The sequence below is a fragment of the Brevundimonas sp. UBA2503 genome, from assembly GCF_002341485.1.
Lineage (GTDB): Bacteria > Pseudomonadota > Alphaproteobacteria > Caulobacterales > Caulobacteraceae > Brevundimonas > Brevundimonas halotolerans.
On record NZ_DDOD01000011.1, the window covers coordinates 176,897 to 203,107 of the forward strand.

The 26,211-nt window shown below is 67.1% G+C and carries 17 protein-coding genes; 9 read left to right on the top strand and 8 right to left on the bottom strand.

The window, feature by feature from the left end; all coding sequences use genetic code 11:
• The first annotated feature begins 139 nt into the window (after positions 1-139).
• Positions 140-1,573: an NAD(P)-dependent oxidoreductase gene (locus B4K74_RS06375; protein WP_123286156.1), complete on the top strand. Its 1,434-nt coding sequence runs from the start codon at positions 140-142 to the stop codon at positions 1,571-1,573.
• Complete coding sequence (gene gltB, locus B4K74_RS06380; RefSeq protein WP_286692233.1) at positions 1,570-6,051, top strand: glutamate synthase large subunit; 4,482 nt, start codon at positions 1,570-1,572, stop codon at positions 6,049-6,051. The genes B4K74_RS06375 and gltB overlap by 4 nt, the downstream gene beginning before the upstream one ends.
• Positions 6,052-6,067: 16 nt before the next feature.
• Here gltB and B4K74_RS06385 read toward each other — a convergent pair whose 3' ends face one another.
• Positions 6,068-6,652, bottom strand: coding sequence for a superoxide dismutase family protein (locus B4K74_RS06385; RefSeq protein WP_123286154.1), 585 nt, complete (start codon positions 6,650-6,652; stop codon positions 6,068-6,070).
• 132 nt (positions 6,653-6,784) lie between these two features.
• Here B4K74_RS06385 and gyrA point away from each other — a divergent pair, with 132 nt between their 5' ends.
• From gyrA to B4K74_RS06410, 5 genes are read left to right on the top strand one after another with little or no spacing between them, the layout of a single operon-like run.
• Positions 6,785-9,565: a DNA gyrase subunit A gene (gene gyrA / locus B4K74_RS06390; RefSeq protein WP_414630931.1), complete on the top strand. Its 2,781-nt coding sequence runs from the start codon at positions 6,785-6,787 to the stop codon at positions 9,563-9,565.
• A gap of 5 nt (positions 9,566-9,570) precedes the next feature.
• Complete coding sequence (locus tag B4K74_RS06395) at positions 9,571-10,374, top strand: aminotransferase class IV (RefSeq protein ID WP_286692234.1); 804 nt, start codon at positions 9,571-9,573, stop codon at positions 10,372-10,374.
• A gap of 50 nt (positions 10,375-10,424) precedes the next feature.
• Complete coding sequence (gene coaD, locus B4K74_RS06400) at positions 10,425-10,913, top strand: pantetheine-phosphate adenylyltransferase (RefSeq protein WP_286692235.1); 489 nt, start codon at positions 10,425-10,427, stop codon at positions 10,911-10,913.
• A gap of 18 nt (positions 10,914-10,931) precedes the next feature.
• The gene (locus B4K74_RS06405; protein WP_123286171.1) at positions 10,932-11,777 is read left to right on the top strand and encodes a peptidylprolyl isomerase; all 846 of its coding nucleotides are present in this window, start codon (positions 10,932-10,934) and stop codon (positions 11,775-11,777) included.
• A gap of 22 nt (positions 11,778-11,799) precedes the next feature.
• Complete coding sequence (locus B4K74_RS06410) at positions 11,800-12,717, top strand: peptidylprolyl isomerase (RefSeq protein ID WP_286692236.1); 918 nt, start codon at positions 11,800-11,802, stop codon at positions 12,715-12,717.
• 1 nt (position 12,718) lies between these two features.
• Here the strand turns inward: B4K74_RS06410 and B4K74_RS06415 are convergent, their stop codons facing one another.
• Positions 12,719-13,780, bottom strand: coding sequence for a Ppx/GppA phosphatase family protein (locus B4K74_RS06415; protein WP_286692237.1), 1,062 nt, complete (start codon positions 13,778-13,780; stop codon positions 12,719-12,721).
• Positions 13,781-13,922: 142 nt separating this feature from the next.
• On the opposite strand from B4K74_RS06415, the gene hspQ reads away from it, so the two are divergent.
• On the top strand, positions 13,923-14,237 hold the full coding sequence (hspQ, locus tag B4K74_RS06420; RefSeq protein WP_123286149.1) for a heat shock protein HspQ: 315 nt from the start codon (positions 13,923-13,925) through the stop codon (positions 14,235-14,237).
• 86 nt (positions 14,238-14,323) lie between these two features.
• The gene (gene phhA, locus B4K74_RS06425) at positions 14,324-15,199 is read left to right on the top strand and encodes a phenylalanine 4-monooxygenase (protein WP_286692238.1); all 876 of its coding nucleotides are present in this window, start codon (positions 14,324-14,326) and stop codon (positions 15,197-15,199) included.
• On the opposite strand, the gene astB is transcribed toward phhA, so the two are convergent.
• From astB to B4K74_RS06455, 6 genes are read right to left on the bottom strand one after another with little or no spacing between them, the layout of a single operon-like run.
• Positions 15,196-16,533, bottom strand: coding sequence for an N-succinylarginine dihydrolase (astB, locus tag B4K74_RS06430; protein WP_286692239.1), 1,338 nt, complete (start codon positions 16,531-16,533; stop codon positions 15,196-15,198). The genes phhA and astB overlap by 4 nt on opposite strands.
• On the bottom strand, positions 16,530-17,948 hold the full coding sequence (astD, locus tag B4K74_RS06435) for a succinylglutamate-semialdehyde dehydrogenase (protein WP_286692240.1): 1,419 nt from the start codon (positions 17,946-17,948) through the stop codon (positions 16,530-16,532). Before astD ends, astB begins: the two co-directional genes overlap by 4 nt.
• Positions 17,949-17,964: 16 nt before the next feature.
• Entirely contained in the window at positions 17,965-18,972 is a 1,008-nt protein-coding gene (locus B4K74_RS06440; RefSeq protein ID WP_286692241.1) for an arginine N-succinyltransferase, read from the bottom strand.
• A gap of 5 nt (positions 18,973-18,977) precedes the next feature.
• Positions 18,978-20,228, bottom strand: coding sequence for a hydrolase (locus tag B4K74_RS06445; protein ID WP_286692242.1), 1,251 nt, complete (start codon positions 20,226-20,228; stop codon positions 18,978-18,980).
• A 40-nt stretch (positions 20,229-20,268) separates the two neighbouring features.
• Complete coding sequence (locus B4K74_RS06450) at positions 20,269-24,489, bottom strand: translocation/assembly module TamB domain-containing protein (protein WP_286692243.1); 4,221 nt, start codon at positions 24,487-24,489, stop codon at positions 20,269-20,271.
• Complete coding sequence (locus B4K74_RS06455; protein ID WP_286692244.1) at positions 24,486-26,210, bottom strand: autotransporter assembly complex protein TamA; 1,725 nt, start codon at positions 26,208-26,210, stop codon at positions 24,486-24,488. The genes B4K74_RS06450 and B4K74_RS06455 overlap by 4 nt, the downstream gene beginning before the upstream one ends.
• Position 26,211 lies beyond the last annotated feature (1 nt).

Here is a 26,211-nt window from a genome sequence, read left to right on the forward strand (position 1 = left end):
CGGCAAACAGAAAAAATCATCCGGCAAAGTGACAAAAGCCGGCAGGATTCGCTGTGATCAAAAGATTGTCAGGCGGCCGCGCGGGGAAAAATACCCGCGCGGTCTTGCCGTGAGCGCCCTGACAAAGGATGGTGGGCCTATGCTGCACCGCAACCAAAAATTCCCCGAGATCGTCCGGCGGACGCCCCCAAAGACGCCCGCAGACAGCCGCGTCCGCGACTTCAACGAGATTTACGCCGACTTCGCCGCGTCCAATGGCGCGACCCAGTCCAGCCGTTGTGCCCAATGCGGCGTGCCCTTCTGCCAGAGCGGCTGCCCGCTCGAGAATGCCATTCCCGACTGGCTGAAGCTGGCGGCGGAGGGGCGTCTCGAAGAGGCGTGGCGCGCGTCGGAAGCGACCAGTGCCCTGCCCGAAATCTGTGGCCGCATCTGTCCGCAGGATCGCCTGTGCGAAGGCGCCTGCACGCTGGAGCGGGCGGGTTGGGAGACGGTCACGATCGGCTCTGTCGAGCGCTGGCTGGGCGATATGGCCTTCAAGGAGGGCTGGATCGAGCCGATCCGGCCGGTGCGGGAGCGCGACGCGTCCATCGGCATCGTCGGATCGGGCCCGGCCGGGCTGGCGGCGGCGGACCGGCTTCGCGGCCTCGGCTATGCGGTGACGATCTATGAGCGGCAGGACCGGGCCGGTGGGCTGCTGATGTATGGCATACCGGGCTTCAAGCTGGAAAAGCCGGTGGTGCAGCGCCGCATTGATCGGCTGATCGAGTCCGGAGTGTCCTTCGAACTGGGCGTCGAGATCGGGCGCGACCTATCGTTCGAGGCGCTGAGAAGCCGGCATCAGGCGGTACTGCTGGCAGCCGGGGTCTATGCTGCGCGCAGACTGGCGGTGCCCGGCTGTGGCACCAATGGTGTGGTGCCCGCGCTGGCCTATCTGACGGCGTCCAACCGCAAGGGTCTGGGCGACGCCGTGCCCGAGTTCGAATCCGGGGCGCTGGATGCCCGGGGGCGGACGGTGGTGGTGATCGGCGGCGGAGATACGGCCATGGACTGTGTTCGCACAGCCGTGCGTCAGGGTGCGGCCTCGGTCACCTGCCTCTATCGTCGGGATCGCGACAACATGCCCGGCAGCGCCCGCGAGGTCGCCAATGCCGAGGAAGAAGGCGTGGTGTTCGACTGGCTGGCCTCGCCCAAGGCGGTGCACGATGCCGAGGGCCGGGTGACTGCGGTCCGGGCTATCCGCACGGCCCTGTCCGATCCCGGCCCTGATGGTCGACGATCGATCCGTGAGATGGCTGACAGCGCCTATGACTGCAGCGCCGACATGGTCATCGAGGCGCTGGGCTTTGAGGCCGAAGACCTGAAAGCCCAGTTCAAGACGCCCGACCTGGCGGTGCGGGACGATGGCACCGTCTGGTCGGCGGGCGCCACGCGAGCCACGACGCTGGAGGGCGTGTTCGTGGCTGGAGACATTTCGCGCGGCGCTTCACTGGTCGTCTGGGCCGTCCGCGAGGGTCAGGATGCTGCTGCAGAAATCCATGCGTGGCTGGGTGCTCGCCAGCAGGTGGCGGCATGAACTTTGATCGCCAGCAATACCTCGATGACCGGCAGGCGCTGATCGACGCCGGGGCCTATGACCCCAAGAGCGAGCGGGACGCCTGCGGGGTGGGGCTGGTCGCGGCTATCGACGGGCAGCCGCGACGCGAGGTGGTCGATCTGGCCATCGCGGCGCTGAAGGCCGTCTGGCACCGGGGAGCGGTCGACGCCGACGGGCGCTCGGGGGACGGCGCGGGCCTGTTGATCGGCCTGCCGCGTGAGTTCTTCCTGAGGCAGGTTCGCGAACAGGGGCGTGAACCCCGGCCCGGGCCCCTCGCGGTCGGCATGGTGTTCCTGCCGCGCCATAACCTCGCTGCCCAGGAGCAGGCGCGCGTGGTCATCGAGCGCGAGGTGCAGGCGGCGGGGTTCTACCTCTATGGTTGGCGACAGGTACCGCACCGGCCCGAGATTCTGGGCGAGCGCGCCGCCGCCACCCGGCCCGAGATCGAGCAGATCATGCTGGCCCCGCCCGAGGGGCTGGACGGCGAGGATCTGGAGCGGGCGCTGTATCTGCTGCGCCGCCGGATCGAGGCGCGGGCCCTGTCGCGGGGCATCGCCGACGTCTACGTCTGCTCGCTGTCGGCGCGGGTCGTCATCTACAAGGGCATGATGCTGGCCCAGGCGCTGGCCGAGTTCTACCCGGACCTGATGGACCCCGAGGTCGTCGCTTCGGTGGCCGTGTTCCATCAGCGCTATTCGACCAACACCTTCCCGGAATGGCGGCTGGCCCAGCCGTTCCGGATGCTGGCCCACAACGGCGAGATCAACACCCTGCGCGGCAATGCCAACTGGATGCGCAGCCACGAGATCCGCATGACCGCGGCGGCCTTCGGGGCCGATGACGACATCGTCAAGCCGGTCATACAGAAGGGTGGCTCGGACTCCGCCGCCCTCGACAACGTCTTTGAGGTGCTGGTGCGGGCCGGGCGCTCGGCGCCGATGGCCAAGACGCTGCTGATCCCCGAGGCCTCGATCCCCGGAGTTTCGAGTCCGGCGCATCAGGCGCTCTATGCCTATTGCAATGCGGTGATGGAGCCTTGGGATGGACCGACCGCCCTGTGCGCCACGGACGGCAGGTGGGTCGTGGCGGGCAAGGACCGCAACGGCCTGCGGCCCCTGCGGGTGACCGAGACCTCGGATGGGCTGCTGATCTGCGGGTCCGAGGTCGGCATGACCGGCATCGCGCAGGAGCGGATCGCGCGCAACCTTCACATCGGGCCGGGCCGCATGATCGCGCTGGACCTCGACGAGGGGCGGCTGTTCGACGAGACGGCCATTCTGGACAAGCTGGCGGCGGGCCATCCCTATGACCGCTGGCTGGCCAATATCGTCGATCTGGAGCCGAAGGTCGGGCCGGGGCCGGAGCCGCGCAGGCTGGACAACCCGGCGCTGGTGCGCATGCAGGCCGCAGTCGGCTGGACGCAAGAGGACGTCGAGACCTTGCTGGATCCGATGATTGCCGACGGCAAGGAGGCCGTGGGGTCGATGGGGGACGATGCCGTCCCCCGCGTGCTGTCGGGTCTGGACCGGCCGTTCAGCCACTATTTCCGTCAGGCCTTTGCCCAGGTGACCAATCCGCCGATCGACTCCCTGCGTGAGGGCGCGGCGATGTCGCTCAGGACCCGGTTCAAGAACCTCGGCAACATCCTGGCGCAGGAGGAAGGCCAGACCCGCGTCCATGTGCTGGACAGTCCGGTGCTGACCACCGGCATGTTCGACCGCATGCTGGATGTGGTGGGCGAGGGGGCGGTGGCCCGTCTGGACACCAGTTTCGATCCGGTAGTGGGCGGCGACCGTCCGGGCGAGGCCCTGCGGCAAGGTATTGAGCACCTGCGCGATGAAGCGGTCGCGCAGGTGCGGGCCGGCTCCGGCATTCTGGTGCTGACCGATGAAGCGATGGGGCCTGACCGGCCCCTGATCCCGATGATCATGGCCACTGCGGCTGTACACACGCGGCTGGTGGACGAGGGGTTGCGGTCCTTCGTCTCGATCGTCGTGCGAACCGCCGAGGCGCTGGAGGCCCACGCCTTTGCCGTGCTGGTCGGGTGCGGCGCGACCGCCGTCAACGCCTGGCTGGCGCAGGAGACCTTTCTGCAGCGTCAGGACGAGGGCCGCTATGGCCCGGGTTCACTGCGTGAAGCCTGCCTGAACTACAAATCGGCGATCGAGGCGGGGCTGCTCAAGATCCTGGCCAAGAAGGGCATATCGGTGATCTCCGCCTATCGCGGGGCTTTTGAGTTTGAGGCGCTGGGCCTTTCGCGGGCGCTGGTCGCTGACATCTTCCCGGGTATGACATCGCGGGTCTCGGGCATCGGCCTGGCGGGGCTGGAGGCGCGGGCGTTGCGGCTGACGGAAGCCGGTTTTGAGCGCGACCGGCCCGCCCTGCGGCTGGGGGGCTCTCACCGCATCCGCGCCGGCGAGGAGCGCCACGGCTGGGACGCGGAGGCCATCCACCGGCTTCAGGACGCGACCACGCGCAACGACTATGGGCGCTACAAGGCCTACAGCCGCCGGGTGCGCGAACAGCCGGCCGGGGCCCTGCGCGACCTGCTGGACTTCCGCGAAACCGGAACCGTGCCGCTCGAGGCGGTCGAGAGCGTCAATGAAATCCGCAAGCGCTTTGTGACGCCGGGCATGTCGTTGGGCGCGCTGAGCCCCGAGGCGCATGAGACGCTCAACATCGCCATGAACCGCATCGGCGCGCGATCGGTTTCTGGCGAGGGCGGCGAGGATCCCGAGCGCTACAAGACCCGCCCGAACGGCGACAATCCGAACAGCGCCGTCAAGCAGATCGCCTCGGGCCGGTTCGGGGTCACGGCGGAATATCTGACCCAGTGCCGCGAGATCGAGATCAAGGTGGCCCAGGGCGCCAAGCCCGGCGAGGGCGGTCAGTTGCCCGGCTTCAAGGTGACGGAGTTCATCGCCCGGATGCGGCATGCGACGCCGGGCGTGGGCCTGATCAGTCCGCCGCCCCACCACGACATCTATTCGATCGAGGACCTGGCCCAGCTGATCTATGACCTGAAGCAGATCAATCCGGACGCCCGGGTGACGGTCAAGCTGGTGGCCCAGTCGGGGATCGGCGCGGTGGCGGCGGGTGTGGCCAAGGCCAAGGCCGATACGGTTCTGATTTCAGGGCACAATGGCGGCACGGGAGCGGCCGCGATCAGCTCGATCAAACAGGTCGGCATGCCGTGGGAGATGGGGCTGAGCGAGGCCCATCAGGTGCTGAGCATGAACGGTCTGCGCGGGCGGGTGCGGCTGCGCACCGATGGCGGCATCCGAACGGGCCGGGACGTGGTGATCGCCGCCATGCTGGGCGCCGAGGAGTTCGGCATCGGCACGGCCAGCCTGGTCGCCGTCGGATGCCTGATGGTGCGTCAATGCCATTCCAACACCTGCCCCGTGGGTGTCTGCGTGCAGGATGAACGCCTGCGTGCGCTGTTCACCGGCACGCCGGACAAGGTGATCAACCTGTTCACCTTCATCGCCGAGGAAACCCGCGAGGTGCTGGCGTCACTGGGGCTCGCGCGGCTGGATGATGCGGTGGGGCGCACCGACCTGCTGCGTCAGGTGTCGCGCGGCGGAGCCGATCTGGACGATCTGGACCTCAACCCCCTGCTGGTCAGGGTCGGGGATGCGGACCTGCGTAACGGCGCCGAACTGCCGCGTAACCCCGTGCCGGACAGTCTGGATGCGCAGATCCTGATCGATGCCGAACCCTGCCTGCAGCGGCGCGAGAAGATGCAGCTCAGCTATGCGGTGCGGAATACCCAGCGCGCGATCGGCACCCGCACGTCGTCAGAGATCGTCCGCCGTCACGGCCAGGACCTGCCCGACGGACATCTGACGCTGAAGCTGAAGGGGGCCGCCGGTCAGTCGCTGGCAGCCTGGGGCATGAAAGGCCTGCGGATCGAGCTGGACGGCGAGGCCAATGACTATGTCGGCAAGGGCCTGTCGGGCGCGCATCTGGTGATCCGTCCCTTCGCCTGGAAGGCGGGGCAGGCGCTGATCGGCAACACCTGTCTGTATGGCGCAACGTCCGGTCGCCTGCTGGCCGCCGGTGTGGCGGGTGAGCGGTTTGCGGTTCGCAACTCGGGCGCGGTCGCCGTGGTCGAGGGCTGCGGGGCTCACGGCGGGGAATATATGACAGGAGGGACGCTGGTTGTGTTGGGCCCCACCGGCTGGAATTTCGGGGCCGGAATGTCGGGCGGGGAGGCCTTTGTCTGGAACGAGGGCGATCAGGCGCTGGCCAATCTGAATGCCGACTCGGTGATCGCGGGCCCGGTCGTCGGGGCTGCGGCGGAACGGCTGAAGGCCCTGATCGCCGAACATGCTGCAGAAACCGGCTCACCACTGGCTCAGCGGATTCTGGAGGATTGGAATGCGTCGCGCGCCGCCTTCCTGCAGGTCATTTCCCGCGAGGCCGAGGAGGCGGCCCAGGCGCGTCGCGCCTGAGCCCTCTCCATCGGGGTCAGCCCGCCGCCATGATGCCACAGGCTACGCGGTCACCGGCACCACCGATGGGCTGGCTCTTGTGGTCGTCGGGCATGGCATGGATGACTATGGCCGAGCCGTTATCGTCCCACAGCCACTGGCCGGGGCCCTCGGGCGCGATCCGGGCGCGAGTAGTGAAGAGTTCCGCGCGGACCCGGCCCTGTTCATCGGCATAGATGTTGGGCAGGTCGCCGTCGTCCGGCCCCTGGGCATTCAGCAGGCCGTGCGGCTTTGCGCCATCCGCATGGTTGATGTGCCCGCCGGCTGACGTGAAGGGCGCCTCGCATTCGCCGGTCGCATGGATGTGAATGCCGTGCCAGCCAGGCGTCAGACCGTCGGCCTCGACCCGGATCAGCAGGCCGGAGGGCCCCTGAGTCAGGACGGCGCGTCCGATGTTCTGGCCCGAAGCATTGATGAGTGTCGCCTCACCGAAATCACCGATGCGGGCGACAGCCTGCCGCTCGGCGCCGTAGTGGTTCTCGGTCATGGCCACACAGCCCGACATAAGGGCGGTAGCGCCGACAGAGGCGGCTATCAGAAGCGGAAGCCGGGGAAGGGTCATCGTGTCTCTCCTCGATGCGATTTCAGGGCCGGGGATATGTGGCGGCTTAACTTTGCCAGCCCCGGATGCCGATGCTAGTAATCCCCAAGCCCGGAAGTTGTTCTGATTCCGGCCAGATGAAGCCAAAAATCCTTGACCGACGACACATCCGATCACGCTGACCCGTCCGCAATTCCCGGTGGCGGGGGTGGCGGCCACATAGACAACATCACGATCGAGGACGAACTGCGCCGTTCGTATCTCGACTATGCGATGAGCGTCATCGTCAGCCGGGCCCTGCCCGATGTGCGCGACGGTCTGAAGCCGGTTCACCGCCGCATCCTGTATTCGATGCACGACCTGAACATGACGCCCGAGCGCGCCTATTCGAAGTGCGCGCGCGTCGTCGGTGATGTGCTGGGTCGTTTCCACCCCCACGGCGATGCCTCGGTCTATATGGCGCTGGTGCGCATGGCCCAGCCCTTCTCGATGGGGCTGATGCTGGTCGACGGCCAGGGCAATTTCGGCTCGGTCGACGGCGATATGCCGGCCTCCATGCGTTACACCGAGGCCCGGATGGCCCCGGCGGCCGTGGCGCTGCTGACCGACATCGACAAGGACACGGTCGATTTCCAGCCGAACTATGACGAGAAGGAACTCGAGCCTGTCGTTCTTCCGGCGCGGATTCCGAACCTGCTGGTCAATGGCGCGGGCGGCATCGCCGTCGGCATGGCGACCAACATCCCGCCTCACAATCTGGGTGAGATCGTGGACGGGGCGGTGGCCCTGCTGGACGACCCGAACATGGGCGATGAGGCCCTGCTCGACATCGTTCCCGGCCCCGACTTCCCGACCGGCGGTGAGATCATGGGGCGGACCGCGCCGCGCAACGCCCTGCGCGAAGGCCGGGGCTCGATCATCGTGCGCGGCAAGGCCACGATCGAGGAGATCCGCAAGGACCGCGAAGCCATCATTATCACGGAACTGCCGTTCCAGGTGAACAAGCAGACCCTGATCGAGCGCATCGCCGAAATGGTCCGCGAAAAGCGTCTGGAAGGCATTGCCGACGTTCGCGACGAGTCGGCCCGTCAGGGCATGCGGATCGTCATCGAGCTGAAACGCGATGCATCCGGCGATGTCATCCTGAACCAGCTGTATCGCTACACTGCCCTGCAAAGCTCGTTCGGCGTCAATATGCTGGCCCTGAACCAGGGCCGCCCGGAGCAGATGGGCCTGCGCCGCATGCTGGAGGCCTTCCTCGAGTTCCGCGAGGAAGTGGTCGTCCGCAGGGTCAAGTTCGAGCTGGGCAAGGCCCGCGACCGCGGCCATGTTCTGGTCGGTCTGGCCGTCGCCGTCGCCAATATCGACGAAGTGATCCACATCATCCGCTCGTCGGTCGACCCGGCCGAGGCGCGCGAACGCCTGCAGGCCAAATCCTGGCCGGTCGGCGACATGATGGCCCTGGTCGAACTGATCGCCGATCCGCGTACGGTGCTGGTCGAGGTCGACAAGATCCGCCTGACCGACGAACAGACCCGCGCCATTCTGGCCCTGACCCTATCGCGCCTGACCGGTCTGGGACGCGACGATATCTTTGGCGAGGCGCGCGGCCTTGCCGACACCATTCAGGGCCACCTGACGATCCTGTCGGACCGCGCCAACATCCTGGCCATCATCCGCGAGGATCTGATCGCGGTGAAGGACCAGTTCGCCGTGCCGCGCCGCACCCTGATCGGCGAAGGCGACGCCGATATGGAAGACGAGGACCTGATCCCGCGCGAGGACATGGTCGTCACCGTTACTCATGGGGGCTACGTCAAGCGCGTCGCGCTGAACGCCTATCGGACCCAGCACCGCGGCGGCAAGGGCCGCTCGGGTGTGGCGATGAAGGATGATGACGCCGTCGTCAGCGTCTTCTCGGCCTCGACCCATACGCCGGTGCTGTTCTTTGCCTCGAACGGCAAGGCCTACAAGCTGAAGACCTGGCGTCTGCCGCTGGGTGGGCCGACGTCGCGCGGCAAGGCCTTTGTGAACCTGCTGCCGATCGATCCGGGCGACAGCATCATGAATGTGCTGCCCCTGCCGGAAAACGAGTCAGAGTGGGACAACTACGACATCATGTTCGCCACCCGGTCGGGCGATGTGCGTCGGAACAAGCTGTCGGACTTTGCCACCGTCAACCGGGCCGGCAAGATCGCCATGGAACTGGAGGACGGCGACCACATGGTCGGCGTCGGTCTGTGCCAGGCCGATGACGACATCATGCTGACCACGGCCATGGGCCGGGCGATCCGGTTCAAGGCCGACGACGTTCGCGTATTCAAGGGCCGCAAGTCGACCGGCGTTCGGGGTGTACGCCTGCAGCCGACGGACGAGGTCATCTCCATGGCTGTTCTGGGGCGGGTGGATGCCACGCCCGAGGAACGCGCCGCCTATGTCAAACACGCCAACGCCATGCGCCGCGCCGCCGATGAGGGCGAGGATGAAACGCCGGTTGAGGCCGACGACGAAGCCGTTGCCGAGGCCCCGATCTCGCCCGAACGCATCGCGGAACTGGGCGCGGCCGAACAGTTCATCCTGACCATCACCGAGACCGGCTTCGGCAAGCGCTCGTCGGCCTATGAGTATCGGCGCACGGGCCGGGGCGGGCAGGGGCTGACAGCCCATGGTCTGGGCGGACGCGCGGGCAATCGTCTGGCGGCCTCCTTCCCGGTCGAGGACACTGACGACCTTCTGCTGGTGACCTCGGGCGGACAGATGATCCGCACGCCGGTCGGCCAGATCCGCGTGGTCGGTCGCTCCAGCCAGGGCGTCACCGTATTCCGCACCGCCGAGGGCGAGAAGGTGGTGTCCGTCGAGCGTCTGGCCGAGACGCCCGGCGACGATGAAGCGCCGGACAGCGACATCGATGTCGGCGAGGCCGGCGAGGGCTGACGGCCTTGGCGGCTGGCGACCTCTGGATCGACGGGGCGCCGGCGACGGTTGAAGACCTGACGCATCAGGCGCTGGTCAACTATGGGGCCTATACGTCGTTTGCGGTCTCGGCCGGAGCGGTGCGGGGGCTGGACCGGCATCTGGCCCGCCTGACCCATGCAGGCACCGAACTGTTCGGCGTGCCCGTGCCGGAGGGCAGGGTGCGCGACCTGATTCGTCAGGCGCTCGGCGATCGGTCCGACGCCTTCGTCCGTGTCAGCCTGTTCTCGCGCGAGATAAGTCCCCGGTCGCCGGCCCATGAGGGCGTGCCGCGCGTGATGGTCGGCGTCTTTCCGCCGGTGCCGCCCCTCGGCGAGACGCCGTTGACGCTGCAGGTGCAGACCTATGCCCGGGAAACGCCCGACCTGAAGCACGTAGCGACGATGGGGCTGATCCGGGCGCGCAGGCTGGCGTGTCTTGCTGGATATGACGATGCCTTGTTCGTCGATGCCGGGGGCCGCATTTCGGAGGGAAGTCTCTGGAACATCGGCTTTGTCAGCGGCGATACGGTGGTGTGGCCCGAGGCTCTGAAGCTGGAGGGGGTCTCTCAGGCGCTGATCAAGACGCATCTGGCGGATGTCGGCCTGAAACAGGAAGCCCGGGTGGTCACTGTGGGCGACCTGTCCGGCTTTGATGGGGCCTTCATCACGAACAGTGCCACGCCCGCTTGCGGTGTCGCAGCTATCGGCGATCGTACGTTTCCGGTGACCACCGACCGCCTCGCCATGGTCAAGGCCGCCTGGTCTCGGGCCGAACCTCAGCCGGTCTAGGAGCCGGGCGCGACCGATGCTAAGCCGGGAAGACTGAGGGAGGCCGACACATGCGCATCGGGCTGTATCCGGGAACCTTCGATCCCGTCACCAATGGCCATATGGATATCATCGGCAGGGCCGTGAAACTGGTGGACCGGCTGGTCATCGGCGTCGCCCAGAACGATGACAAGGGGCCGCTGTTTACGACCGCCGAACGGGTCGAGATGGTCAGGACCGAGGTCATGGGTCTGAAGGCCGACATCGTCGTCCAGCCTTTTGATACGCTGTTGATGCATTTCGCTGAGTCGCTGAGCGCCAGCGTGATTGTGCGAGGTTTGCGGGCGGTCGCTGACTTCGAGTACGAGTTCCAGATGACGGCCATGAACCAGCGTCTGAACAGTGAGATCGAGACTGTGTTTCTGATGGCCGATCCCCGACATCAGGCCATCGCCTCGCGTCTGGTCAAGGAGATCGCCCGGCTGGACGGGAAGATCGAGAGTTTCGTAAGCCCCGCAGTTGCGGCGCGCGTCCGCACCCGGGTCAAGGGCGGAAACTGACAGGTGAAGTGTATGCTGATGAAATCCCGCCCTGCCCTGGTTCTGTCCGCCCTGCTGCTGAGCGCCGCGCCTCTGCCCGCCGTGGCCCAGGAGGCGTCCAGCTGGCGCACGGTGCCGGCGGAGCGCCTGCTGGTGGTGGAGACGAGCAAGGGCCGAGTGCTGGTCGAGCTGTTTCCCGATGTGGCGCCGGCCCATGTCGAGCGGGTCACCACCCTCGCGGATCAGGGCTTCTATGACGGTCACACCTTTCACCGCGTGATCGAGGGCTTCATGGCCCAGACGGGCGATCCGATGGGGACGGGCGGCGGCGGCAGCGAACTGGCTGACGTCAGTGCCGAACTGAATTTCCGCCGCGGGCGTGACAGCGGCTTCGTGACGGTGGAGGGCAGCGGTCCCGGGCTGCGGGGCATTATGCGGGGCCTTTCGGTCGTGACCCAGCCGGACAGCCAGATGATGGTGACGGCGGACTTCAAGGTTGGCGCGCAGGGGGTGTTCTGCCCCGGCGTGGTCGGTATGGCCCGCGCGGGCAGCCTGGACAGCGCGAACAGCCAGTTCTTCTTCATGACCGGACGGGAAGATGCGCTGAACGGCATCTACACGCCGTTTGGCCGGATCGTCGATGGGCTGGATGTGGTCACGACGCTCAAGTCCGGACCCGAGTCCGACAATGGCCGGGTCGGCGCTGATCCCGACACGCTTGTACGGGTGCGGCTGGCGACGGCGCTGCCCGAGAGGGAACGCCCCACAGTGCAGGTTCTGCGCGACGGAAGCCCCGAGGCGGCCGAGATCATCGCGGAGACCAGGGCCGCCCGGGGATCAAACTTCAACATCTGCGACGTCCAGCTGCCGTCGCGTGTCCAGTAAGCAAGCCAGGGGAGGGGACCGCATGCGCCCTGCAAACGTGATCAAGGCCCTGTCGGGCGCGATGGTGCTGGCACTGGCGATGCCAGCCGCGGCGCAGGAGCCCCCCCCTTCGGCCCAGCCTGCCGAGGTCCCGCCGGCTGCCGTGACGCCCCCTCCTTCTCAGGACTGGCGCCTGGTGGCGCCCGAGAACCTGCTGATCATCGATACGACCAAGGGCCGGATTCTGGTCGAGCTGGCGCCCGAGGTTGCTCCGGCGCATGTCGAGCGCATCCGTCTGTTGGCGGGTCTGGGGTTCTATGACGGTCTGGCCTGGCACCGCGTGATCGACTGGTTCATGGCCCAGACGGGTGATCCTCTCGGCACAGGTGACGGACAAAGCGCCTATCCGGACCTGCCGGGAGAGTTCACCTTCCGTCGTGGGCCGGACATGGATTTCACGCCGGTGTCAGCGCCGATGGGGGCCCTGCTGGGCTTTGTCGGCTCGCTCCCGGTGCAGACCCAGCCAGCCGAGCTGATGCCCCGGACCAGCGACGGGATGGTGCATGGCTGGGCGATGTACTGCCCGGGCGTAGCCGGCATGGCGCGGGACGAGGATCCCGACACGGCCAACAGCCAGTTTTTCCTGATGCGTCAGGCCTATCCGTCGCTGGACAAGCGCTACACGGTCTGGGGCCGGGTGATTGTGGGCCTGGACGTTGTGCGGGCGCTCAAGGTCGGCGAGGAACCCAGCGGCATGGTGCCCGCCGAGCCGGATCGCATGCTGCGTGTCCGCGTGGCCTCTGACCTTCCGGTCGAGAGCCGACCGACAGCCCGGGTGCTGGATGCAGGCTCGCCGATCTTTGCCACCACCATCGAGAGCGTCCGCTTGCAGCGGGGGGCTGACTTTTCGATCTGCGATCTGGAGCTGCCGGTTCAGGTGAGCGACCCGGCCTTCGGTTGATCTAACGTCTTCCTCGGGACCGACGTCGACGCCGCCGCCCTGACCGCATCCGCTCCAGCAGCAGGCCCTCGCGGAGGCCCCTGTCGGCGACGCGCACCCGCTCGCACGGCCAGGCGCGTTGCACGGCTTCGAGGATCGCCGCCCCGGCCATGACCAGATCGGCACGGTCCGGACCGATGCAGGGGTTACGAGCCCGGCCTTCGGGGCCGAGGTCGAGCAACAGACTGGCCGCCGCTTCGCAATCGGTTCGCGTCATCCAAAGGCCATCGACGCGGTCCCGCTGATAGCGGGGCAGTTTCAGGTGGATGCCCGCCAGACTTGTGATCGCACCTGAGGTGCCCACGAGATGGGCTCGTCCCTCATCAAACAGGGCCTTCACCGTGCCGTTCACGGGGGCGGACTGAATGGCGGCGGCCATATGGGCCACCATGGCCTCATACCAGATCAGCGGGTCGTCCGGCGTCTCCGGGTGTCTTTCGGCCAGGGAGACGACCCCGACGGGCGCTGACATCCAGCCGACGGTCTCAAAGCCCTGGTCGGCACGCACCAGCCATGAAAGTTCTGTGGATCCGCCCCCGACGTCCACAACCAGTACCGCCTGGGCGCTGCTGTCGAGCAGATTGCGGCAGCCCTCGACCGACAGGCGGGCCTCCTCATCGGGGGTAATGATCCGCAGCTTCAGCCCGGTGCCGACGCGGACCCGTTCGATGAATTCCGGCCCATTCTCGGCCGCGCGACAGGCCTGGGTCGCGACGGCGGCGATGCGTTCGGAGGGCAGGTTCTTCTTGGCGACCCGTTCGGCGCAAATGGAGAGGGCATCATAGGCCCGGTCCATGGCGTCGTCCGTCAGCCGCCCGCTGCGACTGATGCCTTCGCCCAGCCGGACGATGCGGCTGAACGAATCAACCACTCTGAAGCCATCACGCGTCGGACGCGCGATCAGCAGGCGGCAATTGTTGGTCCCCAGATCAAGGGCGCCATAGAGTTGCGGCGCAGTAGCCGCATCGCCAGGGCGGGGGGACCTTCCGTCGCGCCCCGAGGGCGCGCCGTCGATCTCCGGCATGGCCGAACTTTCAAAGGGGACCCGAAGCGGACCCCGTCGCCGACAGACTAACCAGATGGGATCGTCCGCGCCAAGCCAGTCTGTCGCGAAAATGAACAGAAGGGTCGGAGAGGGCTCAGACGGGCCCCGCTAGTCTGGCCCCATGATGAAGACCAAAGCTGCCAAATTCGGACTGGGCCAGAGCGTTCGCCAACTGGATGACGCCTTCAGCGGCGTGATCATTGATGTCGACGCCAGTTATGACGGACCGGTCGGTGAGACCGGGGCCCTGTCGACCGATCAGCCTTTCTACAAGGTGCTGGTTATCGAGGAGTCGTCAGGGATCCTGGTCTATGCCGCCGAGCAGAGCCTGATGGCCGGACCAGACCCCGAACATGCAGCCCTTCCGCACCTCAAGCGTTGGTTCCGGCACGATGATCAAGGGCGCCTGCAGCCGCGATTCGTCGACCTGCACTGATGCGACTTCGCTCGCCAACGTATGGTCCTTGATGCCGCGAGCGCCTAGGATGCTCGCGCCATTTCAGCCGATGCGAAGGGGACCTGATGTCCGATTTCGAACATGTCTTTGAAGCGCCGCCCGAGGGGGCGGCCGAAGACTGGACCATTCCGCAGGACTGGCCGGCCTATACCCGGGTCGAGCACGATACCTGGAACACGCTGTACGCCCGGCAGATGAAAATCCTGCCCGGACGCGCCTCGGACGTCTTCCTGAAGGGGCTGGACGCGCTGGACCTCAACACCGGCGGCATCCCCGATTTCGAGACCATGAACCCCAAGCTTCAGGCTCTGACGGGCTGGACGGTCGTCTGCGTGCCGGGACTGGTGCCGGACGAGGTGTTCTTTGACCATCTGGCCAACCGGCGCTTCCCGTCCGGCCAGTTCATCCGCAAGCCCGACCAGTTGGACTATCTGCAGGAGCCGGACATCTTCCACGATGTGTTCGGCCATGTCCCGATGCTGACCGACCCGGATTTCGCCGCCTATATGGAAGCCTACGGCAAGGGCGGGCAGCGGGCCGCCCGGCGCGGCATGCTGGCGAATCTGGCCCGGCTGTACTGGTACACGGTCGAGTTCGGTCTGATGAAGGAGGCCGACGGCCTGCGCATCTATGGCGCCGGGATCGTATCATCGGCGACCGAAAGCGTGTTTGCGGTCGAGGACCCGTCGCCCAACCGGATCGGCTTCGACCTGGAGCGGGTGATGCGCACCCTGTACCGGATCGACGATTTCCAGCAGGTCTATTTCGTCATCGACAGCCTTGAGGGGCTCAAAGACGAGACCCTGCGCGACTTCGGGCCGATCTACGACCGTCTTGAGGGCAAGGACGACATCGTCATCGATGCCATTCTGCCGTCCGACACCGTCTTCACCCGGGGCACCCAGGCCTATGCGACCAGGGGCGGCCGCTTCGCCGCCTAGGTGCGCTGGAACGGGTAGAAGTCACTGCCCAGGCCAAGAAGCGCGGTGAGCGCGTCGAGGGCGGTCCGGCTCTCGACCAGCAGGTCGGGATCGGCCAGATCGCGCGGCGTCAGCTCGTCCCGATAGTGGCGTCCGGCCCAGTCCTTGAGTTCGGCGTGGAGGTCGGACGTGAACCGCATGGCGGGGTTGGTAGCGGTCAACTCGTCGTCGGTCAGGACCACCCGAAGTCGCAGACAGGCGGGCCCGCCGCCATTTCGCATGGACTGGCGCACATCGACATAGCGGACCTGACCGATGGGGCCGTTCGAGCCCGCAATCCGCTCGGCGACGGCCCGGCTGCGCGGGTTCTCCTCGGTCTCGGTCGGGCAGATCAGGGTCAGGCGATCCTCGCCGGGGATCTGGATCAGCATGGAGTTGAACAGATAGCTGCTGATCGCATCCGCCAGGGGCAGGTCGGCGGCGGAGACTTCGACGAACTTGGGCTCAAAGCCGTCGGCTGCGCGTCGGATCACCTCCAGAGTGGTGGCCGTGTCCTCGAACGCCAGCTCGTGGAAGAACAGGGTGTCCAAGGCGCCGACGCAGACCACGTCGTTGTGAAAGGTGCCTCCGGCAATCGCGGCCTTGCCCTGGCGGGCCAGCACCACTCCCGAGGCGCCGTGCCGGCGGGCGAGGGCCTCGGACGCCTCGCGCGTCTGGCGCGCGGGGTAGGGGCCATCCCAGCCCTCCCAGGCCTCGCGTCCCCAGACCAGCAGGTTGACTCCGGCCGATCCATGGTCGGCGCACAGGCGGACGTGATTGGCTGCGCCTTCATCCGCCAGATGGCCGACGGACGGAAGGGCGTCATGAACCGCGAAACGCGCCGGGTCGGGGAAGAGGGCGTCGAGGGCCCGCATCGTCTGGGCGTGCTCCAGCGACCGATGCAGATTGGTGACGAGGTTGGCGGGGGTGAAATGCACCCGACCATCCGCGCTGTCGGCAGAGGGGGTGACGGTCGCGGCGTTGGCGGCCCACATGGGCGAGGCCGAACAGGCGGCAGCAGCCAGGGAGGGCGCCTGTTTCCAGGCGGTCTCCAGCACCTGGCCATCCGATCCCGCAAAGCCGAGGCTTCTCAGGAAGCCGATGTCCGGGCGTTCATGTGGCGGCAGGATAAACTGGGGCAGGCCGAGGTCTGCCAGCAGCTTCATCTTCTCCAGCCCCTGAAGCACAGCCGCCCGGGGATTGGACGCCTCGCCCTTGTTCAGGCTGGACGCCAGATTGCCCGGCGACAGGCCGGCGTAAGAGTGCGTCGGCCCGATCAGTCCGTCGGCATTGGCTTCGATCGCGACTGAGCTCACGCCTTCAAGCCCTTGATCTCGCTTTCGATATTCTTGACGCTATCGGCCTCGAAACTGGCCACCGGATAGGCGCAGTAGTCCGCAGCATAGTATGCCGAGGGGCGGTGATTGCCGCTCTGGCCCAGACCGCCGAACGGCATGTCGCCGGCGGCGCCCGTGGTCGGCCGGTTGAAGTTCACCACGCCCGCCCGGATGCGGTCGATGAACCGCTGCCAGTTGGCCGGATCATCCGAGACTAGACCCGCCGACAGGCCGTACTTCGTCGCATTGGCCTCGCGGAGGGCCGCGTCGAAATCGGGGACGTGCCGGACCTGCAGGAAGGGCGCGAAGATCTCGTCGTCCGGCACGTCGACGCCGGTCGTGTCAATGATTGAGGGTTGAACGAAAGCGGGCGACAGGCCCTCGATCGGACCCGATTTGCGTATGACCCGGGCCCCGGCATCAATGCGCTGCTGCAGGGCATGGAGGGCGGCGCTGGCGGCCCGGTTCGAGATCAGCGGTCCGCCATAGGGCTCGGGATCGCTGTCCCACGGCGCGAAGACAATGCGGTCGGCCAAGGCGGCGATGGCCTCGACGATGGCGTCGCCCTGTGACCCCTCTGGCAGGATCAGCCGGCGCGCGCACGAGCAGCGCTGGCCGGTTGTGATGAAGGCGGACTGGAGGATGATGCCGGCGGCGGCCCCGGCATCGGCGGCATCCCAGACCACCAGCGGATTGTTACCCCCGAGTTCCAGCGCCAGAATCACGTGCGGATTGTCGGCGAAGTGGCGTTTGAAATGGGCACCGGCTGCGCCTGAGCCCGTGAACATCAGGGCGTCGATCTCCTGATCCAGCAGGGCCGCCCCCACGTCACGTCCGCCCTGGACCAGATTGACGACGCCGTCAGGCAGGTCCGCCTCCTTGAGACATTCGACCATCAGCTGGCCGGTCAGCGGGGTTTCCTCGGACGGCTTGAAGATGACCGTATCTCCCGCCAGCAGGGCCGGGACAATATGGCCATTGGGCAGGTGCCCCGGGAAGTTGAACGGCCCGAGCACCGCCGCCACGCCATGCGGGCGGTGCCGCAGGGTGGCGCGACCAAAACCGGTATCGGATGTGCGCTCGCCGGTGCGCTCGTCATAGGCTCGGATCGAGATATCGACCTTGCCCTGCATGGCCGTGGCCTCGGTGCGGGTTTCCCACAGCGGCTTGCCGGTCTCGCGGCTGATGGCTTCGGCGATCTCGGGCGCGCGCGCCTTCAGCACCGCCTGATAGCGTTTGACGGCATCGATCCGGTCCTGCCGCGGACGATCGGCCCAGCCGGGAAAGGCGGCGCGGGCTCGGACCGCAGCCTGTGCTACCTCGTTGCCGGTCGAGGCCGGTCCTTCCCAGACGGTGTCGCCGGTTGCGGGATCGATGGAGGCAAAGGCAGTCATGAAGGGTCCTTACAGGTCAGCTTTTCACGCGCACCGTATCACCGGCCCGCACCTTGAGGGCGGCGGCGGTCTCGGCGTTGAGGATCACGGTTTCGTCGTTGATAGCGGCCTTTTGCCGAACCGCGCGAAAGCCCGTGACGTGGTCGGTCGAGATCAGGCTGGGCAGTTCGGCCTCGACCTCGGCTTCGATCTTCACGGTCAGACGACGGGCGTCGCGCACCGTGCGGATATCGTCGCGACGGCAGGTGACGGTCGGGCCGGCATCGAAGATGTCGACGAGGCCGTTGGGGCGGAATCCCTCGGATTCCAGCAGGGCCATGGCAGGCACGCCCTGGGGGTGGACCTTGCCGATCACGGAGCGCGCCGCCTCGGGCAGCAGCTCGATATAGACCGGATGACGGGGCGCCAGATCGAGAATGAACTGCTTGTCGGTCGAGCCGGTCATCCGGTCGGCCTCGTCAAATTCCATCGGGAAGAATTTGTGCGCCACATGATCCCAGAAGGGGCAGGCCCCGTCGGGCGTGAAGACACCGCGCAGCTCGGCCAGCACCGTGTCGGCGAACAGGTCGGGCTCGGCTCCGATCAGCATGTAGCGCGACTGGCTGAGCAAGCGTCCGGCCCCGCCCTTGCGCCGGTCCGCCTTCAGGAACAGCGAACCGACCTCGGACCAGCCGGTGCATTCATTGACCAGCACGAGGGTTTTCTGTTCGAGCTTGATGCCGAGCGAGGGCGAGGACTGGGTGTTGTTGACCACCCGGAAGCTGAAGAAGGGCCGGTTCAGCCCGACCGCGGCCTTGACCGATCCGACGCCATCGACATCACCGGTGTCGGATTCCTCGAGCATCAGGGTGTACCAGCGCTCCTGCGGCGCGATCTTGCCCATGAAGCTGTCGCGGCTGAGATCCAGCCGCTCGCTCAGCTGGTCCGGGTCTTCCGGCAGGCTGGTGAAGCCCGGCCCGGACAGGATGGCCAGTTCCAGCAAGGAATCCAGATCGCCGGGACCGGCGGGGCGAACGACCAGCATGAAACCTACCTGGACTGAAGACGAAGCTGTTTGAGATGGTGCGCGTCGATTTCGCCGGACGCGACCTTGCACAGGATCAGGGCGGACAGCTGGGCCCGCTCGACGAAACTGTCGGGCCAGGCATATTCCTGATCCGAGTGGATGGCACCGCCGATGACGCCGAGGGTGTCGATATTGGGCAGGCCCGCCGCGTGCAGGTTGTTGCCTTCGCACACCCCGCCTGACGGCTGCCAGCGCAGGGTCTGGTTCAGCAGTTCACCCGCCTGACGCACCGCTTCAAATAGTTCGGTCTGGGCGGCGTCCATCGGCTTGGGCGGGCGGGTGAAGCCGCCGTGCAGTTCAACCGTGGCTCCCGGGATCGGTGGTCGGGACACGAGGTCCTGAATCTGGGCCAGGATCCAGTCGGCGGCATCGGGATCCGGGACGCGCACGTTGAAGCGGACCACCGCTGTGTCGGCGACGACGTTCAGCGGCGCTCCGCCGGAAATGCGCGCGACATTGACGGTCACGCCGTCTCGCTGGCCGTTCAGGCCATCGAGGGCCGTGGCCAGCCGCGCCGCGCCGGCCATGGCATTGACGCCTTCATGATAGGCCCGTCCGGCGTGGGCCGACTTGCCGCGCACCACGATGTGGAAATTGCCGCTGCCCTTGCGTGCCCCTGCCAGACTGCCGTCGGGCAGGGAGGGTTCATAGGTCAGGCCCAGATGGCCGCGCGCCCCTAATTCAGCCAGCAGCGGCGCCGACCCCGGGGAGCCGATCTCCTCATCCGGCGACAAGAGGACAGTCCACCCGACGCGGGCCTTGTCAGTGTGTTGCTCGAAAGCCTCCAGCGCGCCCAACATCACCGAGATGCCGCCCTTCATGTCCGCGATGCCGGGGCCGTGCAGGGCGCCGTCCTCGCGGGTGCCGACCGTCCGGAACGGGCTGTCGGCATCGAAGACGGTGTCATAGTGGCCGGTCAGCACGATCTGGATCGGGGCTTCGGGGCGCAGGGTCAGCTGGAGTGCGGGGGCGAAGCCCAGAGGCACTTCGGTGCCGTCGTCCTCAATGCGGCTCGACGACGCGGTCGCCACACGCTCGACCGTGCAGGGCAGGTGTTTGACTGTCTGTTCGAGGGCCGTCAGCACGCGATCCAGACCGTCGGCGTTGCGGCTGCCCGAGTTGATGTTGGCCCAGCCGACCGCGCGTTCGATCAGGTCATCACGGCGCGCCGCGACGTGGTCGAGCACGATCTGGTCCTCAGGGCGTATCTGCATGCGGGCGGACCCTAGCGACCCTTCCGGCAAAGGTGAAGGGTCAGTCGCGGTTGGGTCTGCTGTCGCGGCTTTCGCCGGGACGGCGGCTTTCGCGGCGCCAGCGGACCGACAGGCTGGCCTCGCCCTGGCCGCCGAAGCGCGAGGTGACGGCCAGATTGCGCCGGACCTGCCATTCAACGCTGACGGCGGCCCCGCCTTCACCCCCGCCGATGACCTCCAGATAGACGTCGTCCGAGATATAGCGCCCGCCCGCCACGGTCAGCGCCGAGGCTTCGCCGCCGAACGACAGCCGGTCCAGCCCGGCCAGTTCCCTGAGGCCGCCGATCACATCAAAGCCGCCACCTCCGGCGAGGGAGGCCACGCCCGAGGCCAGTTGCGCCGCCTCGACCGGCGACAGCTGCGAAGCGGAGCGTCCGAACAGCACCTGGGACAGAATTTCATCCTGGGGCAGAGCGGGGGTGGAGGTCAGGGCGATCTCGGGCTTTTCGGCAGTGCCCGTGACGCGGATGCTGGCCGTCAGAACCGGGTCCTCGCGAACCGCTTCCAGGTTCAGACGGATCAGACGCGGGTCCATCGACAGGTCGACAGAGCCATCCTCATCGAAGACGAAGCGCTTGCCCGCAAACTCATAGTCGCCGCGTACCACCCGCGCCGTTCCCGAGAGGGTGGGACGGTTCAGCGTACCGCCCACCCGGGCATCCAGATTCATCAGCACATTCAGGCCGCGACCCGAGACCTCGATGTTTCCCCCGCGTGAGCGGATGTCGATGTTCAGCCCGATCTGGGGGCCCCGCGCCCGCTCTTCGGCGTCGGTGTCCGGGTCACCGCCGGGGCGATTGATTTCCACCACCTCCATGCTGACGATACCGGTGTTGCCGGGCAGCTCGGGCTCGATCCGGGCCTCGTCAACGGAGAGATCGCCGACCAGGGTGATGTTGCCATCTGTTGCGCGGGTGACCGTCAGTTCACCCGAACCCCGGGCCCTGGCGATCTCGTTGTCGATCACCTGGAAACGGCGGAAGTCGAGCTTGAGCGAGGAGCCGCTGCCCTCCCGCAGGCCAATGCGCCCGCTGCCCGATACAGCGCCGCCCGAGCCGTCGGTGGCCGTGAAGGTCTGGATCAGGGCGGTGGTGTCGTCGAAGCGCGTGTCCAGATCGATGCTGGCGAGCCGCAGCCCCGAGGCCGAGTCGCGGAAATCCCCCTCAGCCAGGGTCAACGTGCCGTTCACGCGCGGTGCGTTCAGGCTGCCGCCCAGGGTGGCCCGCGCCTCGACCTGTCCGGCCAGGCTTCGCTCGCCGCCGACGAAGACGTCCCAGATCGGCTTGATCTGACCGCTGATGTCCACCTCTCCGGACATGTCGCCGGTCCGGGCAATAGCCAGCCGCAGAGGGGAGGCCGAGGTGACGACGGGAAGGATCACATCAATGCGTGCGTCCACCGAGCCTTCGCCCTGCGCTACCAGCTCGAGATCGAGGCGATCCCCGACCAGGGTGGCGTCCAGCGTGCCGTCGATGGTCATGTCGGCGGGGGCGTCGATACTGCGCACGCCGGCCAGCGAGACATTGGCCGATCCCGACAGGTCCTCGCCCGACCCGCGCAGCGAAATCCTGCCCGTAACCCGGCCCCGCAGGTCCTCGAGCACAGACCCCAGTTCCACGCTGGTCAGATCGGCCTGAACGACGACAGAGTCCTCACCCTGACGCAGTTCCCCCAGCAGGATGCCACCGCCCACATTCATGTCGACGCGCGCGACATGGCCATCTTCGGCAAAGGCGATGACCATCGGGTTCCGGGTCGAGAAGTCGACATCGCGGACCTGTCCGCCGCCGGACAAAGTCAGCGACTGGGCGCTGTCCGTCCGGGAATAGACGGCATCGCCCTCGAACTGCACAGGCGTCGGTCCACCGACATCGAGCACGACATTGAACGGCAGGCGATCGAGTGAGCCCCGGCCGCCCAGCTGCAGTGTGCGTATGACGTAAGGCGATCCCGCCAGACGCACGCCGCGACCGGTAATGGCGATCAGCGCGGCATCCTGACCTGGCGCATCGGTCAGGCGAAGACGGCCGTCGATTTCGCCGGCGCTGAGGAAAGCTCCGGGTCGCGCGATGAAGGCCAGATCGGCGCTGGAGGGGAAGCTGTTCGATAGACCGATGGAGCCGCGGGCCACCAGCCCCCCGGCGTCAATATCGACCTCGCTGAGGCGGATAACATCGTCGCCCAGATAGAAGTTGGCGACGGCCCGCGCCGGTCCGAAGGCCGAGGCACCGGTTATGGCCACGCGCCCGTCCGACGCGTCCGCGCCCCGACGGAAGCTGAGCACCAGCCGGGTTTCGCGTAGATCCATGGGCCCGACAGCGACCCATTCGAAGCCGGCCGTGAGGTCCAGCCGGGGCTGGGCCAACGTCCCGGTCAGGGCGCCGTCGCCCTGCATGGCGCCATCAATCTCGACAGGCCCGACACCGAACGGGCCCGACGCTGTCCAGTCGACCGCCAGCTTGAGCTCACCATTAGCTTCGATCAGGCCGCGACCAGTCGCCTGTCCGTTCTCGCCCTCCAGGACGGCACGGGTCACCTCGACGCGTCCCCCTCGAAGCGTGCCGGCCAGGTCCAGAGAGGGGGAGGGGCCCAGCAGGCGGTCCAGCTCGTCCATGCCGGTGGTCAGCTGGCGAGCCCGGCCGTCGAAGCCAAGCGTCCAGGTGCCGCCCCCGGCCGAGGATGTTGCCCGGATCGGGCCGCCGAACGAGCCGGAGGCATCGGGAGAGAGGCGCGAGACATCGGTGACGCGGGCCTCGCCGTTGAAACGTAGCGATCCATTGAGCGCGCGCCCCCCTGAACCGTTGATCCGCAGGGCCTCTCCCGTCAGGTCCATACGCCGCAGCAGGACCGAGCCGTCCGTCCCATAGGCAACCTCGGCCGAGAGGCGCGGCGCGGAGCCCAGCAGGCCACCGACCATGCCGGAGCGCGAGCCTCCCGTGGCCGCGAGCTCGGTCGTCAGTGTATAGCCGCTCTCCCGGCCCGTCAGATTCAGCGGCCCCTCCAGCCGCTGGGCCCGGTAGCTGGCCAGCTCCGTATTGTTGAGGGAGACTTGGCCTTCCAGTTCCCACCGATCTGCGCCACCGGTGAAGGTGCCCTGATAGGTCGAGGCCCCGGCCAGCGGAACGCCCGCTAGCCGCGACAGGGACGGCGTGGCGATATCGACGGTCAGTCCCTCAGGGCTGCTCATGTCCTCTACATGGACCTGTCCGTCCACGCGGGTCGTGATGTTGTCCGCGAACAGACGCCAGGCCACGGCCTGCACGTCCTCTTCGTTCGGCAACGGTATTCCGGCGAGGCCAAAGCGCGCGGTGCGACCGATCCGGTCGATGAAGGGCGCAAACAGGTCCGAGCCGCTGAAGTTCACATAGCCCGAGGCACGCGCACCCTCGTCGCTGAACCGGCCCTGGATTCGCAGGGGCACAAAGTCACCGGTCCGCGCGGTCGCGTCGATCACCCGGCCATTGGCCACGGCGTTCACGAGGAACGGTTGGTCGGGCGAATAGCCCAGCATGCCGGCGAGGGGACCGCCCCGTGCCTCGCGGGCCTCGAGGGTCAATTCCATCTGCTCGATCGACTCGCCCAGCGAGGCTTCCAGCTTCAGGAAGTCTCCCTCCCGGTCGAGGCTGAAGGCATCCACGGATGCCGTGGTCAGCCCCTTGCGCAGGACCTGGGCCTCGCCCTCAACGCGCCAGTGGCCATAGGTCTGGCTGAAATCCTCGTGCAGTTCGATCTCGGCGGCGAAATGGTCGATGTCCACATCCAGCGGCATGGCGCCGGGGGGGTCAGTCGAGACCTCCAGGATCGGGCGACGCAGCACATGAATACGCCCTGCCGTGATTTCGTCCGCATGGAAGCGGCGCCCCAGCAGCGGCAGATAGCTCCAGTCGACGCGAACGTCGGTGACCTCGAGCCACACTCCCTCTTCATCGGTGACGGTCACCCGGGCCAGGGTGAAGTCGTTGAAGAGGTCGCCCTCAAGCCCTTCGACGTTGATCCGGCCGTAGCGACCGATCTTGGTACCATTGGCAAAGGTGCTGACCAGTTCGCGTCCCGGCCCACTCAGCAGATAGGCGCGCCCGCCGAGCAGGGCGACGGCCAGAAGAACCACGATAACGCCGACCGCAATGCCCGTGATGACGACGATCCGCCGGGCCAGCGACCGCTTCTGCTTCTCGGTCTGCGGCGTCTCGGGCTCGGAAGGGGGAGGGGCGGAGTCGTTCAAAACGCCTGGCCGATACTAATGTAGATCTGGAAATCGGCGTCGGCGGGACGGCGTTCCAGCGGGAAGGCGACGTCGGCCCGGATCGGCCCGAACGGCAGATTGTAGCGCACGCCGACGCCCACGCCATAGCGCAGGTTGTTGAAGTTGGGCGTTTCTTGAAAACCAATGGCCCCGGCATCGACAAATACGACCGCACCAAAGTTCCGACCGAGATCGCGACGAACCTCCAGCGAGGTCTCGAACAGAGAGAGGCCACCCCGGGGCGTATCGTCGGGCAGCCGCGGCCCCACGCCCTGATAGGCAAAGCCGCGGACCGAGCCCCCGCCGCCCGAGTAGAACAGACGATCCGACGGTATGGTCAGCTCGTCACCCCCAAGAATACTGCCCAGCCGCACGCGGCCGGCTACGACTGTGCGCGCTTCAGAGTCTAACGGAATATAGGTGGTGGCCTGGGCCTCGGTCCTGAGGAAGGCGACATTGTCCTCGCCAGTCACGAACGTCGGCTGGGCCGAGACGGTCAGTCGCCAGCCGCTTGTCGGATTCAGCGGATCGTTTGATCGATCCATGTAGCTGCTGCCCCTCAGGGTCAGCAGAGCCAGGTCACGGTCGAAACGGACCGGCAGCTGGGTCGTCGGATCAAAACGGCTCTCGGCATACTGACCGGCGTCCAGTCCGATGCCGTAGCTGAAATAGGACGTCCGCCCGAGGCGCTGGTTAAGGTCGGCGGCGAGGCTGATACCCGTCCGGCGATAGGCGTCCGTGTCTTCGTTGACGAGGGCTGCCGAAAGCTGGGCCGTGCGGCCCGGGCGGCGCCAGTGCGGCAGGCTGAGATCGACACCGATGCGGCTGTCGATGCCGGCCAGTCTCGCCTGATAGCGCAGGGTGTCGGCGCGGCCGAAGCGGTTGTAGTGCGTCCAGATGAAGTCGACACCGGCGCCCTCTGCCGTAGACAAGGTGGCTCCGGCCTCAAGGATGCGCGCGGGCCGGTCCGTCAGGGTGACGATCACCGGCCGGTTGCCGTCGGGCGTGGTCTGCCCGGGCGGGGTCAGCGCGACGCCCACGCCATCATAGACGCCCGTCTCCAGCAGGCGGCGCTCCAGCTCGGCGACCTGCTCTGGGTTGTAGACATCGCCCTCGTCCCACGGGGCCAGACCCGCGACCCAGCGGGCACTCGTGATGCCGCGCGTTTCAAGCTGGATACCGTCGAGGGTCACCAGCGGGCCGGAATCGATCCGGTATTCGGGCTCGACCGAGAATGTGGCGTGATCGACCACGACCCGGCGGGTCTGGGCCCGCGCATCGGCATAGCCCCGGCGCGTCAGGCCCGCGACGATGCGTCCCTCGGCGGCGATGACCTCGACGGCCCGTCCCGGATCGCCGGGCTCAAGCCTGATTTCCTCTCGCACCTGGGCCTCGATCTCGGGCAGGGGCGTTTCATCAGTCCAGGTCACGGTCGGATTGGAGATCAGGAACCGTCGGCCGGGCTCGACAATGATGATGGCGACCGGCGTATCCTCGCCCTCGACCGCATCCTCGATCTGGGCCTGGTAATAACCTTCGGAGCGCAGCAGCGCCTCGGCCGACTCGGCCGCCGCCCGCGCATGGCGCCGGGCTTCGAAGCGGTTGCCCGCAGGGCCGTCCACTTCGCCGATGACCTCGACGATCCGCTGACGCAGGTCCTCATCCAGATCCCCGCGAACCTGGGCCTTCGGGTCCGCCATC